General features: G+C 65.3%; 16 protein-coding genes. 7 read left to right on the top strand and 9 right to left on the bottom strand.

The features are described from left to right. A partial coding sequence (locus A985_RS25945) for a fimbria/pilus outer membrane usher protein (RefSeq protein WP_017234564.1) occupies positions 1-1,090 on the top strand: 1,090 nt, incomplete at its 5' end. Beyond that, positions 1,087-2,064, top strand: coding sequence for a spore coat U domain-containing protein (locus A985_RS0116810; protein ID WP_017234563.1), 978 nt, complete (start codon positions 1,087-1,089; stop codon positions 2,062-2,064). The genes A985_RS25945 and A985_RS0116810, both read left to right, overlap by 4 nt. Positions 2,065-2,093: 29 nt before the next feature. On the opposite strand, the gene astA is transcribed toward A985_RS0116810, so the two are convergent. The 6 genes from astA to ilvB all read right to left on the bottom strand — a co-directional run bounded on the left by astA (position 2,094) and on the right by ilvB (position 9,221). Next, positions 2,094-3,158: an arginine N-succinyltransferase gene (astA, locus tag A985_RS0116805; protein ID WP_026132063.1), complete on the bottom strand. Its 1,065-nt coding sequence runs from the start codon at positions 3,156-3,158 to the stop codon at positions 2,094-2,096. Positions 3,159-3,337: 179 nt separating this feature from the next. Continuing rightward, a complete protein-coding gene (locus tag A985_RS0116800) occupies positions 3,338-4,579 on the bottom strand; it encodes an aspartate aminotransferase family protein (protein ID WP_017234561.1) in 1,242 nt (413 codons plus the stop codon). A gap of 207 nt (positions 4,580-4,786) precedes the next feature. Next, positions 4,787-5,509: an amino acid ABC transporter ATP-binding protein gene (locus tag A985_RS0116795; protein WP_017234560.1), complete on the bottom strand. Its 723-nt coding sequence runs from the start codon at positions 5,507-5,509 to the stop codon at positions 4,787-4,789. Then, positions 5,493-6,245 carry an amino acid ABC transporter permease gene (locus tag A985_RS0116790; RefSeq protein ID WP_017234559.1) on the bottom strand — a complete coding sequence of 251 codons (753 nt, stop codon included), beginning with the start codon at positions 6,243-6,245 and terminating at the stop codon, positions 5,493-5,495. Before A985_RS0116790 ends, A985_RS0116795 begins: the two co-directional genes overlap by 17 nt. 150 nt (positions 6,246-6,395) lie before the next feature. Continuing rightward, positions 6,396-7,175 carry a basic amino acid ABC transporter substrate-binding protein gene (locus A985_RS0116785; protein ID WP_017234558.1) on the bottom strand — a complete coding sequence of 260 codons (780 nt, stop codon included), beginning with the start codon at positions 7,173-7,175 and terminating at the stop codon, positions 6,396-6,398. Between the two features lie 204 nt (positions 7,176-7,379). Continuing rightward, positions 7,380-9,221 (bottom strand): biosynthetic-type acetolactate synthase large subunit, encoded by a 1,842-nt coding sequence (gene ilvB / locus A985_RS0116780; protein WP_017234557.1) that lies wholly within the window; start codon positions 9,219-9,221, stop codon positions 7,380-7,382. A 172-nt stretch (positions 9,222-9,393) separates the two neighbouring features. Between ilvB and A985_RS0116775 the strand changes: the two genes are divergently transcribed. The 3 genes from A985_RS0116775 (at position 9,394) to A985_RS0116765 (ending at position 11,353) form a co-directional block, all read left to right on the top strand. Then, a complete protein-coding gene (locus tag A985_RS0116775; protein WP_017234556.1) occupies positions 9,394-9,870 on the top strand; it encodes an Lrp/AsnC family transcriptional regulator in 477 nt (158 codons plus the stop codon). Between the two features lie 252 nt (positions 9,871-10,122). Beyond that, positions 10,123-10,680: a peroxiredoxin gene (locus tag A985_RS0116770; RefSeq protein ID WP_017234555.1), complete on the top strand. Its 558-nt coding sequence runs from the start codon at positions 10,123-10,125 to the stop codon at positions 10,678-10,680. A 28-nt stretch (positions 10,681-10,708) separates the two neighbouring features. After that, positions 10,709-11,353, top strand: coding sequence for a hemolysin III family protein (locus tag A985_RS0116765; RefSeq protein WP_017234554.1), 645 nt, complete (start codon positions 10,709-10,711; stop codon positions 11,351-11,353). On the opposite strand, the gene A985_RS0116760 is transcribed toward A985_RS0116765, so the two are convergent. Next, positions 11,344-13,035, bottom strand: a complete 1,692-nt coding sequence (locus A985_RS0116760; RefSeq protein WP_017234553.1) for a sensor histidine kinase — start codon at positions 13,033-13,035, stop codon at positions 11,344-11,346. The two genes, A985_RS0116765 and A985_RS0116760, sit on opposite strands and share 10 nt — an antisense overlap. Positions 13,036-13,307: 272 nt before the next feature. Between A985_RS0116760 and A985_RS29725 the strand changes: the two genes are divergently transcribed. Further along, positions 13,308-14,951, top strand: a complete 1,644-nt coding sequence (locus tag A985_RS29725) for a methyl-accepting chemotaxis protein (RefSeq protein WP_026132061.1) — start codon at positions 13,308-13,310, stop codon at positions 14,949-14,951. A 16-nt stretch (positions 14,952-14,967) separates the two neighbouring features. Here A985_RS29725 and A985_RS0116750 read toward each other — a convergent pair whose 3' ends face one another. Together A985_RS0116750 and A985_RS0116745 are read right to left on the bottom strand one after the other, a co-directional pair. Then, the gene (locus A985_RS0116750; protein WP_017234551.1) at positions 14,968-15,252 is read right to left on the bottom strand and encodes an acylphosphatase; all 285 of its coding nucleotides are present in this window, start codon (positions 15,250-15,252) and stop codon (positions 14,968-14,970) included. A 109-nt stretch (positions 15,253-15,361) separates the two neighbouring features. Next, positions 15,362-17,950, bottom strand: coding sequence for a sulfite reductase flavoprotein subunit alpha (locus tag A985_RS0116745; RefSeq protein ID WP_039830456.1), 2,589 nt, complete (start codon positions 17,948-17,950; stop codon positions 15,362-15,364). A 354-nt stretch (positions 17,951-18,304) separates the two neighbouring features. On the opposite strand from A985_RS0116745, the gene otsB reads away from it, so the two are divergent. Further along, a partial coding sequence (gene otsB / locus A985_RS28665) for a trehalose-phosphatase (RefSeq protein ID WP_198288707.1) occupies positions 18,305-19,010 on the top strand: 706 nt, incomplete at its 3' end.

The following is a 19,010-nucleotide window of genomic DNA, read 5'->3' as shown; positions in this document are numbered from 1 at the left end:
GCCCGCGCCACGCGCCAGCGACCGCGTGAGTGTGTCCGTGCCGTTCGGACGCAGCCGCACGGCCTCGCTTGCCTGGTTTTCACAGCGCGTGCCGGGCCAGCCGGCCACCCGCGTGCTGTCGGCCAGCCTCGCACTGCCGGCGGGCACGCGCGGCATGTTCTCCGTCGGCGGATATCGCGACTTCGCTCGCCACCGCGTCCATGGGGTGTTTGCCATGCTGAGCGTGTTGCTCGGCGGCGGTGCGCTGGGTAGCGTGTCGTTCAACCAGCAGGACGGGCAGACGCAGGCATCGGTGGGTGCCAGCCGTGCCCCGGACTACAGTGGTGGCTGGGGTTGGCAGGTCATTGGCGGACGCGCCTTCTCGCAACGCACCGTGCAAGGCGAATTGCAGTATCTCGGGCGACACGGCCAGATCTCCGCCCTCGCGCAACAGGTGGGACGACGTACCGGCACCGCCCTCGGCATGACCGGCGCGCTGGTCGTCATGGACAACAGCGTGCACGCGACACGGCGCACCTACGATGCGTTCGCCCTCGTGAGCGCCGATCGACAGGTCGACGTGCCGGTGCTGCGCGAATCGGTGCCCATCGGCCGCACCGATTCGCGCGGCTACTATTTCGTGCCGGATCTGAATGGCTTCGAAGCCGCGCGCATCGGCATCGACCCCATGCAGCTACCGGTCGATATGGAAGTGCTGACGACCGAGCGCCGCATTGCGCCTCAGGCGGGAAGCGGCGTGCTGGTGCGTTTCCCGGTGCGGCGCTATCGTGCGGCGCTTGTCACCCTCACAGGCGCCACGGGCCAGCCGCTGCGCCCCGGGACGGCGGTGCGCCATGTGCAGAGCGGCGTCGCGACGGTGGTCGGCTATGACGGGGACGTCTTTGTCGATGCCCTTGCGCCGATCAACACCCTGGAGTCCCGAGACGCTGGGCAGCGCTGCCGCGTCTCGTTCGAATGGGCCGCGCCCGCCGAAGGCCGCATCGCCCGCATCGGTCCGCTGGCCTGCGTCGCATTCGGCACGCTCGCCAACGAGCGCCCGGCGCCCTTTGGCCCCGTCCCCGTCCGCTGGGGACAGGAGGATCCGTCATGACCCCTCCCACCGGGACCCTGCCGACGCGGCGGCGCCCGATCGCGGCCGCCGGTGTCGCATTCCTGTGCGCGTACGCGCAGGCGCAGACTTGTTCGGTGGGGGCACCGACGCTCGCGTTCGCGGCCTTCAGTCCGATCTCCGGCGCCGCGCTCTCGGCAACGGGCACGGTGCCCATTTCGTGCACGTGGCCGTTGCTCGGCGGCAGCGCCAACGTCAAGGTGTGTCTCGCACTGAATGCGAGTCAGCCCCTTGCGCTGACGAACGCGGGCGATACCATCAATTTCGGTCTCTATGTCGATCCTTCATTCGCCAACCCATGGGGAGGCGGTCCGAGTCAGGCGATCGCGTTCACGATGACCCGCAACCTTCTGGGCGGGACGGTGACACAGAACGTCAATGTCTACGGGAGAATCGCAGCGGCGCAGACCACGGTGCCCACGTCCGGCAACGGCAACACGGTCTACACGCGGACATTCACGTCGGCCGACACGAGCCTGCACTATGCGCCCTACGGCCCGCTGTCGCCCGTCCCGGACTGCGGCAGCGCCATGACCGCCGTGCCGGGCACGCCGTTCACCGTGAACGTGAGCGTCATCAACAACTGCACGATCGCCGCGACGAACATCACGTTCGCCACGCAAACGGCGCTCGACCGCCCGGTGACCGGTGCGGGCCAGCTTATGGTGCAATGCACGCAAAACGACGCGTATCGCGTCAGCCTGTCCGGCGGGCTGCTGGGCACGGTCACGTCGCGCCTGATGGCTGGCGAGACCGGCGCCAACGTCGCCTATCAACTCTACTTGGACAGTGGTTACGCCACGATCTGGGGGGATGGCTCATCGGGCACGTCGCCACTGACCGGCATCGGCACCGGCCTCGTTCAGTTCATTCCGATCTACGCGCGCGTGCCGTCGCAATCGACACCGGCCCCCGGCGTCTACACGGACACGGTGACAGCAACGATTCAATTCTGAGACGGCGGCGAACCGCCGTCGGCGCACGATCAGATCGCGTCGGCGCGCGGCGGCTTGAGCGGCAGCACCTGAATGCGGTCGCCCTGCTTCACACCCAGCGCCTGCGCCGCGAGCGGGCTGAGCGCGAACGCGCGTCGCTCGGGACGCCCCGTGACGAGCGTGGCGCGAAAGCCGTCCAGCCCGAGGCACGCCACGAGGTAGGGTTCCGCGTTGGGGACGGCCGGCGCCGCCCCCTCGTCCTGACCGGCCGTGCCCGTGAGGGTCACGCTGAGATAACGGCTGTCGCGTGCGGCGCGCAAGTCGGCCACGCGCGCTTCGAGTACCGGGCCGCTGTCGAAGATGTCGACATGTGCCCCGGAGCGCATGCCCTCCTGTTCCAGCAACCGGCGCGCCGGAAGCGTATCGCGATGCGTGACCCCGATGGCGGCCTGCGCCGGCGGGGAGAGGAAGTCGACGTAGATGGGGTACTTCGGCATCAACTCGGCCACAAACGACTTCTTGCCGATCGAGGTGAGGTAATCCGCCTGATCGAAATCGATCTTGAAGAAATGTTGCCCGAGCGACTGCCAGAACGGACTCTGCCCGTTGTCGTCGAAAAAACCGCGCAGCTCGGCACACACATGCGGACCGAAACGCTCGGGGAACTGCGCCATGAACAGAAAACGCGCCTTCGAGAGCAGTGCGCCATTGCCATGTCCGCGCCACGAAGGATCGAGCAGCAACGAGCACAGTTCGCTATAACCGGTGAGGTCGTTCGAGAGCGAGAGCGTCAGCATTCGCGACCAGACGTTCAGCTCGCGACTCGCATGCACGATCGTATCCTTGCGATACGTATAGAACGGTTGCTCCAGCCCGACTGCGGCCTCCAGACCGCACACGCCGGCGATCTCGCCGGAGGTGACGTCTTCCATCACGAACAGATACCCTTGCTCTGCCGTGGGGGCTTGCCCCGCCAAGGTAGCGGCAACGCGGGCCAGGCGCGCCTCGAGCGCCGCTTCATCAGGCTTGAATGACGTCATGCCGGGGCCAGCCTGCGCCGCCAGCTTCAACAGCGCGGGAAGATCGCCGCGACGCGCCAGGCGCACGACGCGCAGCGAGGTCGTCGCTGCCGCGTCGGGCGAGTCCGTGTCGGCGGCCGGGGGCGTCGCCATGGTCGATTGACGGGTCATGAGCACCTTCCGCGAATTGAGTAAAACAACGGCCGGAGCGACGTCATCCGTCGGTCCGGCCCGAAGTCCTGCATACCGTCAGGTCGTGACGTCGGCCGGTGCGATCAGATCGTCTTCACCGTCGCCGCCACGACCGCGACCGCCTTCTCCAGCGACGCGAGACCGGCGTCGATATCGGCGAACGGAATGTTCAGCGACGGCGCAAAGCGCACCACGTCGCCCCCGGCCACAAGCACCATCAAACCGTGCTTTTCGGATTCCGCCACGATGTCCTTCGCGCGCCCAGCGAATGCCGGCTTGAGCACCGCGCCGATCAACAGCCCCATGCCGCGCACGTGGTCGAACACGCCATGACGCGCGTTGATCGCCTCGATGCCCTTGATGAAATGATCGTGACGCGCCTTCACGCCGTTGAGCGTCTCCGCCGTGTTGATCAGTTCCAGCACACGCCCGGCGATGGCCGTGGCAAGCGGATTACCGCCGTACGTGCAGCCATGCGTGCCGGGCGAGAAGCTCGCGGCGATCTTGTTCGTGGTGAGCATGCCGCCAATCGGATACCCATTGCCCAGTGCCTTGGCGGTGGTCAGAATATCCGGCGTCACGCCGTATTGCTCATACGCGTACAGCGTGCCGGTGCGGCCGACGCCCGTCTGCACTTCATCGAAAATCAGCAAGGCGTTGTGCTTGTCGCACAGCGCGCGCAGGCCCTGCAAGAATTCCGGATCGGCGGGCAGCACGCCGCCCTCGCCTTGCACCGGCTCGACGATGACCGCCGCCGTAGCGTCCGAAATGGTCGCCTCGACGGTCGCCAGGTCGTTGTACGGCAGGTGCATGATGCCGGCCGGGATCGGGCCGAACCCTTCGGTGTATTTCGCCTGACCGCCAACGCTCACGGTGAAGAGCGAGCGGCCGTGGAACGAGTTGTAGAACGAAATGATCTCGCTCTTTTCCTTGCCGCCGCGCTCGGCCGCATGGTCGTAGGCGTAGCGGCGCGCGAGCTTGAGTGCCGCTTCGTTGGCTTCAAGGCCCGAATTGCAGAAGAACGCCTTGTCGGCGAACGTGGCGTCGGTCAGAGCCGTGGCCAGACGCAGCACCGGCTCGTTGGTGTAGCCGTTGCCGATGTGCCAGACCTTGCGCGCCTGCGCTTCGATGACCTTCACCAGTTCGGGGTTGGCGTGGCCAAGCGCATTGACCGCGATGCCGCCGGTGAAATCGACATACTCGCGACCCTGCTGGTCCCATATGCGCGAGCCTTCGCCGCGCACGGGCACCATCTGGGCAGGAGCGTAATTGGGCACCATCACGTCGTCGAACGTCTGGCGGGTCACAGCGATTGGCTGGCTCATGACTACCTCGTGAAATCGGAGTGCAATCGTCGATTGCGGGGCAGGCCTGGACAAAGGTCACTGCCCTGTGAAAAGAACCTGGCTGGGGGCTCAGGGGGCCGGCGGCGCGCCAATGCCGGACGGCAATGGCACTTGGCGCGCGTACCCTCGCATTGTAATCAGATGCGGCCCTCGGATATACCTCCGCGGGCCTCGCCATCGTGAGAACTACAGGACTTTGCGCAAGAATTCGCGCGTGCGCTCGTGCTTCGGGGCCGAGAAAATCTGCTCCGGCTTGCCTTCTTCCATGATCACGCCCTGATCGATGAACAGGACGCGGTCGGAGACTTCACGGGCAAACCCCATTTCGTGGGTCACAACGACCATCGTCATGCCTTCGTCGGCCAGCGACTTCATGACTTCGAGCACTTCGCCCACCAGCTCCGGATCAAGCGCCGAGGTCGGCTCGTCGAAGAGCATGACCTTGGGCTGCATCGCGAGCGCGCGGGCAATCGCCACGCGCTGCTGCTGACCGCCGGAGAGCTGGTTCGGGAACGCATCGATCTTGTCGATCAGACCGACCTTGCGCAGCAGTTGCTCGGCGATGGTCACGGCCTCGCCACGCTTGATGCCGTTGACCTGCATCGGCGCGAGGATCAGGTTCTCGAGCACCGTCATGTGCGGAAACAGGTTAAAACGCTGAAACACCATGCCCACGCTCGCGCGCATGGCGTTCATGTCCGTCTTCGGGTCTTCCACGTGAAAACCGTTGACGAGCACTTCACCGCCGCTCACGTCTTCCAGGCCGTTCAGGCAGCGCAGGAACGTGCTCTTGCCCGAGCCCGACGGCCCGATCACACACACGACCTCGCTCTCTTCGATGCGGCACGAAATGCCGCGCAGTACGTGCGCCTCGCCGTACTGCTTCTGCAGGTTATTGACGACGATCACCTTTGCCGTACCTCGATTCCAGATGTTGAACAAATGCCGACAGCACCAGCGTGATCACCCAGTAGATGAGCGAAATCGTCAGATACGGCTCCCAGTAGCGAGCGTATGCCCCCGATACTGTGCGCGCGGCATACGCCAGTTCCGCCAGACCGATGGCCGACGCCAACGACGAATCCTTCACGATCGCAATGGCGTTGTTGCCCAGCGGCGGCAGCATGCGGCGAAAGGCCTGCGGCAGCACCACCTTGCGCAGCGTCTGCATATAGGTCATGCCCAGCGAGCGCGCCGCTTCCGCCTGCCCACGATCGATCGACTGAATCCCGGCGCGGAAAATTTCGGACACGTAGGCCCCCGCGTTCAGCGAGATGGCCAGCACCGCCGACATGAAGGCGCCGTATTGCGAACGGATTTCCCGCGCGAGGTCGCCACTCACGAGCAACCCTTCCGAGGGGTTGATCAGCACCGGCATCAGCGCGAAGTGAATCAGCAGGATCTGCACGAACAGCGGCGTGCCGCGGAAAAAACTGACGTAGAAGCGCACCGGGTATTGCACCGCGTAGCGCAGGAAATACTTATAGAAGCCGTGACGCGCTTCGGCCAGTCGGCCGACGCCCAGCACGAGCCCAAGTAACGTGCCGGCGATCACGCAGATCACCGTGCACTTGAGCGTCATCAGCGTGCCCTCGACGAACAGGGGCATGTATTCGCTGATGATGTTCCACTGGAACCCACCCATGAAGCACCTTTCTCACGAAATGAAACGAACCGGCGGGCCGGCAGAAAAACGCTCGCGGCCCGGGGGTTGACGTCGGAAGTCGACGATCAGCTCACGGGCCGCGAGTGGCCAGGTCTCTGGCGAGCGTGGCGCGAATCTTACACGCGTTGCTTACTGTTGCGGCAGCGACGGCACATCGGCGTCGAACCACTGCTTGTAGATCTTGGCGTAGGTGCCGTCGGCCACGATCTTCTTCAGACCGGTGTTGATCTTGTCGAGCGCGACCTTATTGCCCTTCTTCACGGCGATGCCGAAGTACTGGCGCTTGAACTTGCTGTCGTAGACCAGCTTGAACGGCTTTTCCGGATGGCTCTTGATGTAGAACTTGATGACGCCCACGTCGCCCACGGCGGCGTCAACACCCCCGCGATACAGCTCTTCGAGCATCAGCGGCGTATTGTCGAAGCGGCGGATCGCGGTGCTCGTGCGGCCCAGTTCTTCCGACACGGAAATGTCGCCGGTGCTCGAGTTGACCACCCCCACCTGAAGCTTCTTCAGATCGGCCAGACCCGCGACCTTGGCGCCCGGCGAGGTGATGATGACCTGATCGGCCGGGAAATATGGGGCCGAGAAGTCCACCATTTCACGACGCTTGTCGGTAATGGTGATGCCCGAAATGATGATGTCGCGATCGCCCTGGTCGAGCGTGGCGAAGATGCCTTCCCACGGCGTGCTGACCAGCTTCACATTGAACCCGCCGGCCTTGCCGATGGCTTTGATGATGTCGACGTCGAACCCGGCCAGCTCCTTCTGCGGCGTTTCGAACTCGAACGGGCGATACGTACCGCCTGCGCCCACCGTGTACGTGGGATCGGCGGCCTGCGCTGCCGGCAACGCGGCGAAGGTCGTCAGAAAGCAGGCGGCGGCCAGCACGAGGCGCTTCGTCAACATGTTGATTTCCTTGGCGAGAATTCTTGAAAGAGCGCAATGATACTCCGCACCGTCACCGAAATGAAAAAAAGCCATCGCCTCGGTTTAGGACGTTGCGATCTCGCGACGCGCGATCCAATTCCCGCCAAATGAGAATGCAAATGCAGGGTTGGCACGCGCCAGTGCCCGCCCGCACGGTCGCGCCTCGTCTGCCGGGCCCGTGCGTCAGAACGCCCCCGCCGCGATGGGGCCTGCCGTCTGGCCGGGACCGAAGACCATATCGCGATACGACTTGCCTGCGGGAATCATCGGATAAACGTCGTCCTCGCGGGCGACGAGGACGTCCAGCAGATACGGCTCGCTCGGGTCTTCGAGCATGCGGGCGAGGGCGGCGGGCAACGCGTCTGCCCGGGTCACACGGGCGCCCGCCACCCCATACCCCGCGGCAATGGTGACGAAGTCCGGATACGGACGCCCGTCGCCGGCCCCGTCCGGCGCGTTCGGGTCGACAAGCGATGACGCGACGCGATTGCGTGCGTAGATCATGTCCTGCCATTGGCGGACCATGCCCAGCCACTGGTTGTTGATGACCAGCACCTTGACGCCCAGCCCATAGCGGCGGCAGGTCGACAGTTCGTTGACGGACATGTTCAGACTGCCGTCGCCGTCGATGTCGATGACCGGGACGTCCGGCAACGCCACTTTGGCACCGATCGCTGCCGGCAAGCCGAAGCCCATCGTGCCGAACCCCGCGCTCGACAGGAACGTGCGCGGCTGGCGAAGTCGCAGGTGCTGCATCGCCCACATCTGGTGCTGTCCGACGCCCGTGGTCACGACCGCTTGCGGCGGCAGAAGCGCCGCGAGTGCCGTGATGACAGCGACGCCCGTCAGCGCGCCCACAGAGTCGGCCTCATTGACCGCATCCGCTGCGCCCTCCTGCCGGAGCGCCCGCAGCGGATGCGCCTCACACCGCTCGCGCAAGTAGGCGTGCCAATCCGGCACGTTGCGGCGCGACGCGTGCGCCAGCAGGCCGGCGAAGGCGTCGCGCAGATCCGCATGCACGCCGAGCGCGACGGGCTTGTTCTTACCGATTTCGGCGGCGTCGACATCGATATGGACGATCGTGGCATGCCGCGCGAACGAGGCCGGATCGCCGATCACCCGGTCGTCGAAACGCACGCCGAGCGCCAGCACAAGGTCGGCTTCATTGACCGCGACGTTGGCCGCGTAGGCGCCATGCATGCCGAGCGGGCCGAGCAGCAACGGATGGTTGTCGGGCATCGCACCCAGCCCCATCATCGTGAGCGCCACCGGGCAATCGAGCGCTTCGGCCAGTGCCACGAGCTGCGACCCGGTCCCCGAGGCGATGACGCCGCCCCCGGCGTAGATCACCGGGCGCTCGCTTCGGGCAAGCAAGGCCGCGATCCGTTGGGCGGTCTCGTCGCTCATGCCCGCCGGCACCGGCGCTGTGACACGCTTGTCGGTCGGATGATCGGGACGCGCCTGTTGAATATCCTTCGGAAAATCGAGCAAGACAGGCCCTGGCCGCCCCGCCATGGCGCAGGCGGACGCTTCGCGCAACGCGGCGGGAATGTCCCGCGCCTCTCGGACCTGCCGGGCGAGCTTTGTCACCGGCTGGGTGATAGCGACGATGTCGACTTCCTGAAACGCGTTCTTGCCGAGCCAATGCGTGGCGACGTTGCCGGTGATGGCGAGAATCGGCACGGAATCGCTTGCGGCGTCGGCAATGCCCGTGACGAGATTCGTCGCGCCGGGGCCGGAGGTCGCCAGACATACGCCGAGCTTGCCCGTGGCACGCGCATAGCCTTGCGCACCGAAGACCGAGCCTTGTTCGTGCTCTGTTCGTACCAGTGTGATGGCCACACGCGAGAGCGCGTCGAGCATTTCGAGGTTGGCGCCACCGGGATAGCAGAAGACGGTATCCACGCCAATCTCGACCAAGGTCCGCGCAATCAACTCGGCCCCCTTCGCAGACAACGGGGCAACAGGCTGGGCGACGGCGCCGGTCGCGGTTTCGGCAGCGGGGAACGTCAGATCAAGTTTCATGGGTACGTGTATTCCTGCGGGATCCATCGAATCGGGAGGCATTGTGGCGGCGATTAGGCCCAATGAGAACCCAGCTTACCGGGATCGGCCAGCAAATGCTTCGCGTATCGTTGACAAAACGCCATTGATTTCACATGATTCATTCAAATATTCAGGACATTGAGAATTAATCATGCAAATTGACGAATTCGACGAGAAAATTCTCGCACTGCTTCAAGAAGACGCTTCGCTCTCGGCCGCACAAATCGGCGAGCGCATCGGACTGTCGCAATCGCAGTGCTGGCGTCGCATCGACCGACTCGATGCCGAAGGCGTCATCGAACGACGCGTTGCGCTCGTCGATCGCAAGAAGGTCGGATTGAACGTGATGCTGTTCGCTCACGTAAAACTGGCCGGCCACAATCGCAACGCGCTGCCCGAGTTCTCGAAGGCCATTCAGGATTTTCCGGAAGTGCTCGAATGCCACGTGCTCATGGGCAATGTCGACTTTTTGCTGCGCATCGTCACACGCGATGTCGAGGCTTATGAGCGATTCTTCTTCGAACGTCTTTCGCAATTGCCAATGGTCCAGGAGGTCAACTCGATGATCGCGCTCTCGCAGATCAAGTCGACGACGGTTCTGCCGATCGGCAACGGTAACGAGCGGTGAGGAACGGTGAGGAGCGCCAAGAAGCGGTAACGCGCCGTAGGCGACGCTCAGGCAAGGCGGCCGCGATCGCGGCGAGCCTGCCGACGCGACCTCGCACGCTTCATGACACGACGGTGACCGAATCGTGTCACGATTCCCGCAGTAGACTGCCGACTGCCCTGCCCCGATGGCTGCGGCATGGAGGGATATCCTCCCCGTTGGACACCGCCGTCGCGAGCCTCTATGCTTAAGCATTCACTCCAGGAGTCCTGCATGAAACGTTGGTTCGGAATCGCTGCCGCAGCCGCCATTGTCGGGGTGACGGCCTGGTGCTTCATTCCCGCGCACGCCGCCCTGAAGAACGGCACGCCCGCCCCTGTTTTCTCTGCCCAAGCGTCGCTCGGCGGCAAGGTCTTCACGTTCTCGCTGGCCGACGCCCTGAAGAAGGGCCCCGTCGTGTTGTACTTCTATCCGGCCGCGTTCACCGAAGGATGCACGATCGAAGCGCACGACTTCGCGGAGGCCACCGACAAGTTCAAGGCGATGGGCGCCACGGTCATCGGCGTTTCGCACGACAACATCGAAACGCTCAACAAGTTCTCCGTGTCCGAGTGCCGCAGCAAGTTTGCCGTGGCGGCCGACACGGATCAGCGCATCATGCGGGCCTACGACGCCGTGCTTTCGCTCAAACCCGACTATGCCAATCGCGTCTCGTATGTCATTGCCCCCGACGGCAAGGTGATCTACAGCTATGTGAGCCTCGATCCGGATAAACACGTCACCAACACGATGGAAGCGGTTCGCAAATGGCGCGACGCACATCCGTCGTGATCGCGAGATCCACACAGGAGAAGGCGGCATGAAAGCGACCGGACGCGCACAGACGCGCGGCGAAGAACTCGCCAATAGCGCGAGTCACGGCATTGCCTGCATGGCCGCCCTCGCCGCCACGCCCGCCCTGTTCACGGCGGTCCGCCCGCCGTTGCCAAACACGGGAGAGCAGATCGGCATCGGCGTGTTCGCCATCACCATGGTGATCGTCTATCTGGCGTCCGCGCTGTATCACGGCTTGCCCGATGGCCGTGCGAAACGGCTGTTCATGCGTGTCGATCATTGCGCCATCTTTCTCTTCATTGCCGGGACGTACACCCCCTTTACCGTCAAGATCCTTCACGACCCGTGGGGCTGGCCGCTGCTGACCGGCGTATGGGCCATGGCCATTGCCGGGCTGGTCGCCAAGGGACTCGGCCTGCTCGACCGGCCGCTCGTCTCTACCCTGCTCTACGTTGGGCTAGGCTGGATCGCCGTGCTGGTCGCCGGTCCGGTGCTCGCCGCCATCCCCGGTCCTGGCGCAGACTGGCTGTACGCCGGCGGCGTTGCCTACACCGTCGGCGCCCTTTTCTACTCGCTCGACGGCCATATCAAGTTCGGCCATCTGGTCTGGCATCTATTCGCCATCGGCGGTACGGCCTGTCACTTTCTCGCCGTCTACCGCTACGTCTGATTGTCCAGCGCGATTCGGCAGTCCGTGAGCTTCTCGGCCAGCCGATCGCATCGCGCCGTCAACGCCGGATCGCCGAACATGCGGCACGCCCCGCGCATGCGATGCAGCAGTGCCTGCGCCGCGTCGATGTCCTCCGCGCGCCGTGAGGCGATCAGGCGGCGAAAGCGCGCAAGATCCTTCGCCATTTCCTCGCGCATCAAGCGACGTGCGTACGGATCGTCATGCAGCGGCGGCCGCGATGCCTTCGGGCGCTCACCCGCATTCGGCGGCGCAACGCATTCGCTCACCTCGTTCACCTCGCTCGCCTCGCAAGGCCACCGCACCGCCAGCATCTGCGCCAGCCGTTGGCGCGATACCGGCTTCGTCAACACGCCGTCGATACCGGCGTCTCGTGCTGCCCGCGCGCCGACGACCGACCCCGTCACCGCGAACACCACGGGCGATGCGCGACCGAGCACCGGGGCCAATGTGCGAAGCGTCTTCGCCAGCGTCAGGCCGCATGCACCGCCGAGCTGCACATCGGTGAGCACGACATCGACCTCTTGCGCCGTCCATTGGAGCAACGCGTCGCTCAGTTCACCCGCACGCGCGACGACGCAACCGAGCGACGACAACTGGTCGCCGAGGATCCTGCGATTCATGACGTGGTCGTCCACCACCAGCGCCCGCAACCCGGGACGCACGTCAACGTGTGCGACAGGCACCGCCGGCGCCGATGCGGGCGGCGAAGCCATTGGCGTCGCTGGCGACGCGGGCGACTCGCACGCCTCAGCGCGAGCTACGCCGGAGGAAGGCACGGCATCGGGTGCGGCGAAGGGTACCGACAAGCGAAAGCGGGCGCCGGTCGTCGACGGCTCAACGCTGAGCGCGCCCCCCATGCGCCGCGCCCATTGCTGGGCGATCCACAATCCCAGCCCGGAGCCGGGCACCGAGCGGTCGGCACGGGCAAATGCCGCGAAGACGGCGTTTTCCATGCCCGCCGGAATGCCGGGCCCGGTGTCGCAAACGTGAATCGTCAGTTGTCCCGTACCGGCGTCGCGCCGCTTCCCGGTCAAGGCAGCGTCGTGCGCCGCAGCGGCGCGCCACGATGCCTTGACCGCCACACCGCCACAAACGGTGTATTTCAGCGCATTGTCGAGCAGCGTTCGCAGGATCTGGCGCAATCGGGCTGCGTCTCCCTGAATCATGACGGGCACCTCGGTGGGAATATGGCATTCGAGCACGAGCCCTTTGGTGTGCGCCGCCCCAGCAAACCCGTCGACCTCCGCGTCGAGGCACGCGCGCACCTCGAAAGCGGCCTCGCGAAGCGGGAGTTCCGTGACGTCGTCCTGCCCCAGGTGCAGCACGTCGTCCACCGCGCTCGCAACGACGTCGAGCATATTGCGCATGGCGCCAAGTCGTTCCCTTGGCGCCATCGCGCCCGCATCGACAGGCGGGTCACCCAGGTCACGCCTATCCTCCAGGCGGCCGCCCTCGCCCCAAAGCGCATCCAGATGCCCTTGCAGCACCTGCAACGGAGCACGCAATTCGTGCACCAATGCCAGTCGAAAGGTACTGGCAGCCCATGGGGCATCACTACCCCACCCCTCCGGCCCGTTTGACGTTGCCACGTGTGCCCCGTCGGAGGAAAACCCGCCGACATCGCGGCCGCCGCGCGGGAATTTGAATTTGTCGAGATTCATCGCGTCGTTGACGCCGCATCACGATTCGCGCGTTTTGGCGTACTGAAGAAACCGTAAGAGTCTTCAAGTCTGGCCTTTTGCAAGTCGTTTGCGACTGCGCAAATTCCGATCTTCTCTTGTGGACGCCGCACTTTCGGAATCGCCCGAGCCGAACGGTTCAAGTTCTGCCTCTCATCTGCCGATAATCCCTATGACCCGTTCTGGAGACACCGACGGGCAGGGAGGCCGCGCGCGCTGACTCTGCGGCCCAGGCATTCAAACTATCGATCCCTATGTATAAGAACATTACGATTCGGACCAGTCTGACACTGGTCCTCGGTTTGCTTGGCGCACTACTCGTCCTCGTTAGCGTCCTGGGCCTCCAGGCGCTAGGGTCCAGCAATGCCTCCCTGAGCGAGATGGCCACGCAAGACACGCCGGCCCTGGCCGAGGTCAAGGGAACTGCAGAGCAGATGCTGCGCAACCGCCTGGCGATGGCGGCCTATGCCTCATACGTCAGCCTGGGCGCCGACCCGGACGAGTCGGCGAAAGTCCTCAAACGAGGCAGCCAATACATCGCGGCGTCGGACGCTCTGTGGAGCGATTATCTGAAACGTCCCAAAGAAGATGCGCACGAAGCGGAGTTGGCGAAGTCAACCGACGCCAAGCGCCGCGCCTTTTTCGATCAGGTCGTCACGCCTGCGCTCAACGCCCTGAAACAAGGCGATGTCGCTGGGTTCCATCAGATTCAGGCGCGCGTCGCCCCGCCGGCCTATGCGGCGCTCGACGCGGCCATGCGCGAGTTGCAGGAGATCCAGATCGCGCGGCAAAAGGCCCGATTCGACGTGGCCCAGCACCGCTACAACGTCATGCGCATCACCCTGGGGGCAACCCTGGCCGTTGCGCTGCTCCTCGCGCTGTGGGGCCGCGCCATGCTCGCGCGCGCCGTGCTGCGTCCGATTCGCGACGCCATCTCGCATTTCGAGCGGATGGCCGCCGGCGATCTGAGCCAGCGCGTCGAGCAACACACGCGTAACGAGATGGGTCAACTGTTCGGTGCCCTCGGCCGGATGCGCGACGGTCTCGCCAGCACGGTCGGCACGGTGCGCGAGAGTACGGAAGCCATTCACGCGAACGCTCACGAGATTGCCGAAGGCAACGCCAACCTCTCGCAGCGTACGGAAGCGCAAGCGTCGTCGCTGGAGCAAACAGCGGCGAGCATGGAAGAGCTGACCGCCGTGGTCAAACAAAATGCCGAAAACGCCCGAGCCGCCAGCCAACTCGCCGTCACCGCGTCGGAGACCGCGTCGCGCGGTGGCGACGTGGTGCAGGAGGTCGTGACGACGATGCGCGACATCGCCGCGGCGTCGCAAAAAGTCACCGATATCCTGACGGTCATCGACGGCATCGCCTTTCAGACGAACATCCTGGCGCTCAACGCAGCGGTCGAAGCCGCCCGCGCTGGCGAGCAGGGCCGCGGCTTTGCCGTGGTGGCAGGCGAGGTCCGCACGTTGGCGCAGCGCAGCGCGTCGGCGGCCAAGGAAATCAAGGGCTTGATCGAGGCGTCGGGTAACCGCGTCGAGACGGGCACCCGCCTGGTCGAGCGCGCGGGCGCGACGATGGTGGATGTCGTGCAGTCGGTCAAACGCGTGACCGACATCATGGGCGAAATCTCGGCGGCCGGTGTGGAGCAGTCGAGCGGGATCGAACAAGTCAACCGGGCCGTGACGCAAATGGACGAGATGACGCAGCAGAACGCCGCGCTCGTGGAAGAGGCTTCCGCCGCGGCTGCCGCGCTGGAAACGCAGGCCATGCGCCTGCGCGAGTCGGTCGCGCTGTTCCGACTGTCGGCTCACGAAGCCGCGCGGCCCCCCGCGCTCAACGAGACCGTCGCGACGCTCGACACGCCCCAGGGCAGACTGGCGCTCGCGGCTTGAGGATCGCCACCGCCGATCAAATGCTCGCGCGCTGCTCGAAGCCTTTGATCGGCGAATCCGCAACCCAGGCCTTGTCGACTTCGCACGACGAGACCTGCGCGTGCTGCGGCCCCTCGCGCATCCATTCGCACAACGCGAGTAGCTGATCGGGCTCCCCCTGCGCGATGGCCTCGACCGTACCGTCGCGCCGGTTGCGTACCCAACCGCGGAGTCCGATCCGGCGCGCCTCGTCCACGCACGCGGCGCGATAGCCGACGCCCTGCACCAGCCCATGCACTACGATCTGCCACGTTGCCGTCATGGCCCCTCCTACGGTGATGGACGATGGGCAAGTCCACGCGAAACCAACGGACGAGGGGCCCGATCGAGACCGGGCCCTGTCACTACGTTAGCACACCGCCTCGGCACGTCTAATACACGTCGCGGCGATAGCGTCCCTGCGCCGACAGGTCGAGCAGGACGTCCGTTCCGATGGCGTCGGCCAGCGCGGCATCCACTGCGGGCGCCATGCCGGAGAGGCTGCCGCACACATAAATCGACGCGCCGCGCGCCACCCAGGCCGCAATGTCCTGTGCGGCTTCGCGCACCCGATCCTGGACGTAGCGGCGTTGCGCCTGGTCACGCGAATACACGCGGTCGAGGCAGGCAATGCCGCCCTGCGCGTGCCATGCACACAACGTCGCGTCGTGGAAATCATCGTGCGCCGCGTGACGCTCACCGAAAATCAGCCAGTTGCGCCGCTGTCCGTTAGCGATACGTTCGGCAAGGTGCGCTCGCAGTCCGGCCAATCCCGTGCCGTTACCGATCAGGATCATGCCGCGCCCCGCCGCCGGGCCGTGAAAGCCGGGATTCGGACGCACCCGCATCGACACAGACTCGCCCAACGCCACGCCCTCGGTGAGCCAGCCGGAACCCAGGCCCAGCGAGCCATCGGGATGGCGAACCTGGCGCACGAGCAACATCAGTCGCCCCTCGTCGCAGGTCGATGCAATCGAATACTCGCGCACGGGCAACGGCGCCAGACGCGCCAGCCAATCGTGCAGATCGATGCCTGCCGGCGGAGCGGTGTCGGGCAACAGGCGTTCGCGCAACGCGTCGCCCAGCGTCGTCTCGCGCCCAGCGACACTCACCCGCACGTCGCGTGCCCAGACACTCCTCGAGAGGAAAGTGTCCACGCGTGCGACCGAGTGGCGCGGCCGCACGTCGACCCGATCGCCCGCCATCCATTGCACGCCCGACGGCGGGGTGAACGCCAGGTGAAAGGCCGGCAAACCAGCGCTGCCGGGATTGAGCAGGTCGCGCTCGACCAACGTCCACGGCTGAAAGCGGGGGCCGTCGTGTGGCTTCGACGCCGCCAGCGGATGGCCGAACCACTCGCCAAGCCGGTCTTGCCAGCGCACCCACGCGCCCGGATCGCCACGGTCGACTTCGATGGGCTCGAATGCCGCCACGCCGCCCTGCGCACGCAGCCAACCATCGAGTTTGCGGCCGAATCCGCAGAATCGGTCGTAATGACTGTCCCCCAACGAGAGCATCGCGAAGCGCAACGTCGGCAAGGCCATCGCCCGATTCATCAATTGCTGTGCAAAGCGGCGCGCGCTGTCGGGCGGCTCGCCATCGCCGAACGTGCTGACGATGAACAGCGCCCGCCTGGCCGAGCCGAGTTGCGCCTGACCGATGCGCGCCAGCGGCTGGATCTGGGCCCGGACGCCCGCGCCTTCGAGCATGCCGGCCGTCTGCCACGCAAGGTCTTCCGCCACGCCACTCTGACTGGCGTAGCCGATCAACACCCCATCGTCCGCGAACGTCCCCCCCGCAGCGACCGGCGAGCCAGACCTCGCCACGACCGGGCGCGATGCCGCCAGCGCGCGTTGCTTCCTGCGCCGGTCCAGATACAACATCCAGCCCGTGACGAAAAACACCGGCATCATCAGGCTCGAGAGCATCATGACAACGACGCCCGCGGGTCCAAAGAAGCTGCCGCGATGCAGCGCGTAGATGCTCGCCATCCATTGGCCGCCCGTGGTTTTCTGAGCGTACCGGTCTTCGTTGCGAATCGCGCCGGACGCCGCATCGATCTCCAGACGGTTGAACGCCCGCTCGTGCGGCGCCGACGTGTCGAGCCACGTCACCTGCAGCGGACCACCGGATTTCTGCGCCGGACGCAGGGACACCTTGGTGTAGTCCGGCACGTGCCCGGTGAAGCTGCGCCACGCCGTGGTCATCTCGGATGTCGTCGTCGCGGCCAGATCCGGTAGCACCGCCGGCTTGCCTTCGCCGTGCGCGCGCCGCGTCGGCGGGGCAGCCGGCTTATTGCGCACCGGCGGCGACACACCCGCGATGGAAAACAGCATGCCGCGCCACCAGTCGTATGACCAATACAAGCCTGTCGTGGCGGAAAGCAGATACGGCACCAGCACCACCGTGCCGATCACGGCGTGCAGGTTCCAAAGGAATGGACGACCGCGCTTCTTGAGATCGATATGAAACCAGGCTCGCCAGTGACCCACCCGTCGCGGCCAACGCAGATACAGGCCGCTCAGCGCCAGCACGAACAGCAGCATGGTGGCCGCCGCCGTAATCTGCTTGCCGATTCCGTCCACCGTGAGGAAACGGTGAATATCCATAATGAACCGGAAGACGGCATCGGCCTGTGACCGGCCAAGCATCTGCCCGGTGTAGGGATCGACGAAATACGTCGCGCCGCGCGGCCCATCGCCCACGGACAGCCGCACGCCGACCGCGTCTTGCGGCGCGCGCGTCATCGTCATGAGCAGAACGCGCCGGTCGGGCGCCGCCTCATGCACGCGCGCGAGCAACTCGGGAATCGGCAGCGGCGCCGTGTCGCGCACCGCTACGGTCATCACGCCCGGACTGAAGGCCCGAGTCAGGGCGTCGTCATAAGAAAGCAGCGCGCCGGTCAGACCGACGACGGCCAACACCAGCCCGGCGGTAATGCCGAAAGCCCAATGCAACTGAAACCAGAGTCTTTTCATCATCGTTATCGTCCGGCGCACATTCGAGCGCCGGAATCGGCGCATGCGCGGCAGGTATGCCGTGCCGCCGTCCCCGATGGTCTACTTTACGGCAATTGTGGAATGTTATTGCAAACGATTCTCATATTCAATACCAATTTAATTTTCCAAACCTTGTAGGCGTCATCCGACAAGCGTTTCATTGAACGGACGACTTCCTGTCGGTTTTTGACGGGGTAGGATGATGTCTTCCGCGCGGATGTCCGCGCTCCCGCCCACCGAACCGCCGCACGTCACGTCTCGTCTGCCCTCCCCTGCGCCCGCCGCTCGGCCCCGGCGATGACCTATCGACCTGCGGCACGATAGCGACGGAGTGCCATGCAACCCCTAGCGTCTTCCCCGCCCGCGACACGCGACACGACACCGGCCGACACTTGCCACGTCGATGTCACCACGGTCGCCTTCTTTTTCGACCTCGACGGCACGTTGGCCCCGCTCGCACCGCGTCCCGACGCGGTCAGGCTGCCGCTCGACACGGCCAATGTTCTCGCCAGCCTGTTCCACCGCGCGTGCGGCGCCATCGCCGTCGTCTCGGGGCGCGCCATCGACGATATCGACGGCCTGCTCGCCCCGTTACGCGTGCCCGCCGCCGGCCTGCACGGGGCGGAAATCCGCCATGCCGACGGCGAACGCGTTCGCGCCGAGGGCTATGCCGTCGACGCGGAGCGAATTGCGTCGATGATCGCGCCGCTGCACGCGCTCGTCGCCCAGCACCCCGGCCTATTATTGGAGAACAAGGGCAGCGCGCTGGCGCTGCACTACCGTGGGGCCCCTGAACTGGCAAGCGTGGCGCGCGACACCATGCGCGCCCTGGCCGAACTGCATGCCGAGCGCTTCGTGCTGCAACCCGGCAAGCTGGTCTTCGAGCTGCGTGCGCGCCACGTCAGCAAGGGCCGAGCCATTACCACCTTGCTGCAAGAGGCGCCGTTCGCCGGTCGAACGCCGCTCTTCGCGGGCGACGACCTGACCGACGAGGCCGGGTTTGCCGAGGTGAATGCGCTGGGCGGCATCACGATCAAGATCG

This window comes from Pandoraea sp. B-6 (genome assembly GCF_000282835.1).
Taxonomy (GTDB): domain Bacteria; phylum Pseudomonadota; class Gammaproteobacteria; order Burkholderiales; family Burkholderiaceae; genus Pandoraea; species Pandoraea cepalis.
This window is presented reverse-complemented; position numbering and strand designations above follow the sequence as displayed.

Bases quoted from the DNA above. Each gene is read 5' to 3' on its own strand.
- A985_RS0116810 (WP_017234563.1), top strand. From the start codon at position 1,087: ATGACCCCTCCCACCGGGACCCTGCCGACGCGGCGGCGCCCGATCGCG.
- A985_RS0116800 (WP_017234561.1), bottom strand. From the start codon at position 4,579: ATGAGCCAGCCAATCGCTGTGACCCGCCAGACGTTCGACGACGTGATG.
- A985_RS0116790 (WP_017234559.1), bottom strand. From the start codon at position 6,245: ATGGGTGGGTTCCAGTGGAACATCATCAGCGAATACATGCCCCTGTTC.
- A985_RS0116785 (WP_017234558.1), bottom strand. From the start codon at position 7,175: ATGTTGACGAAGCGCCTCGTGCTGGCCGCCGCCTGCTTTCTGACGACC.
- ilvB (WP_017234557.1), bottom strand. From the start codon at position 9,221: ATGAAACTTGATCTGACGTTCCCCGCTGCCGAAACCGCGACCGGCGCC.
- A985_RS0116775 (WP_017234556.1), top strand. From the start codon at position 9,394: ATGCAAATTGACGAATTCGACGAGAAAATTCTCGCACTGCTTCAAGAA.
- A985_RS0116770 (WP_017234555.1), top strand. From the start codon at position 10,123: ATGAAACGTTGGTTCGGAATCGCTGCCGCAGCCGCCATTGTCGGGGTG.
- A985_RS0116765 (WP_017234554.1), top strand. From the start codon at position 10,709: ATGAAAGCGACCGGACGCGCACAGACGCGCGGCGAAGAACTCGCCAAT.
- A985_RS0116760 (WP_017234553.1), bottom strand. From the start codon at position 13,035: ATGAATCTCGACAAATTCAAATTCCCGCGCGGCGGCCGCGATGTCGGC.
- A985_RS29725 (WP_026132061.1), top strand. From the start codon at position 13,308: ATGTATAAGAACATTACGATTCGGACCAGTCTGACACTGGTCCTCGGT.
- A985_RS0116750 (WP_017234551.1), bottom strand. From the start codon at position 15,252: ATGACGGCAACGTGGCAGATCGTAGTGCATGGGCTGGTGCAGGGCGTC.
- A985_RS0116745 (WP_039830456.1), bottom strand. From the start codon at position 17,950: ATGATGAAAAGACTCTGGTTTCAGTTGCATTGGGCTTTCGGCATTACC.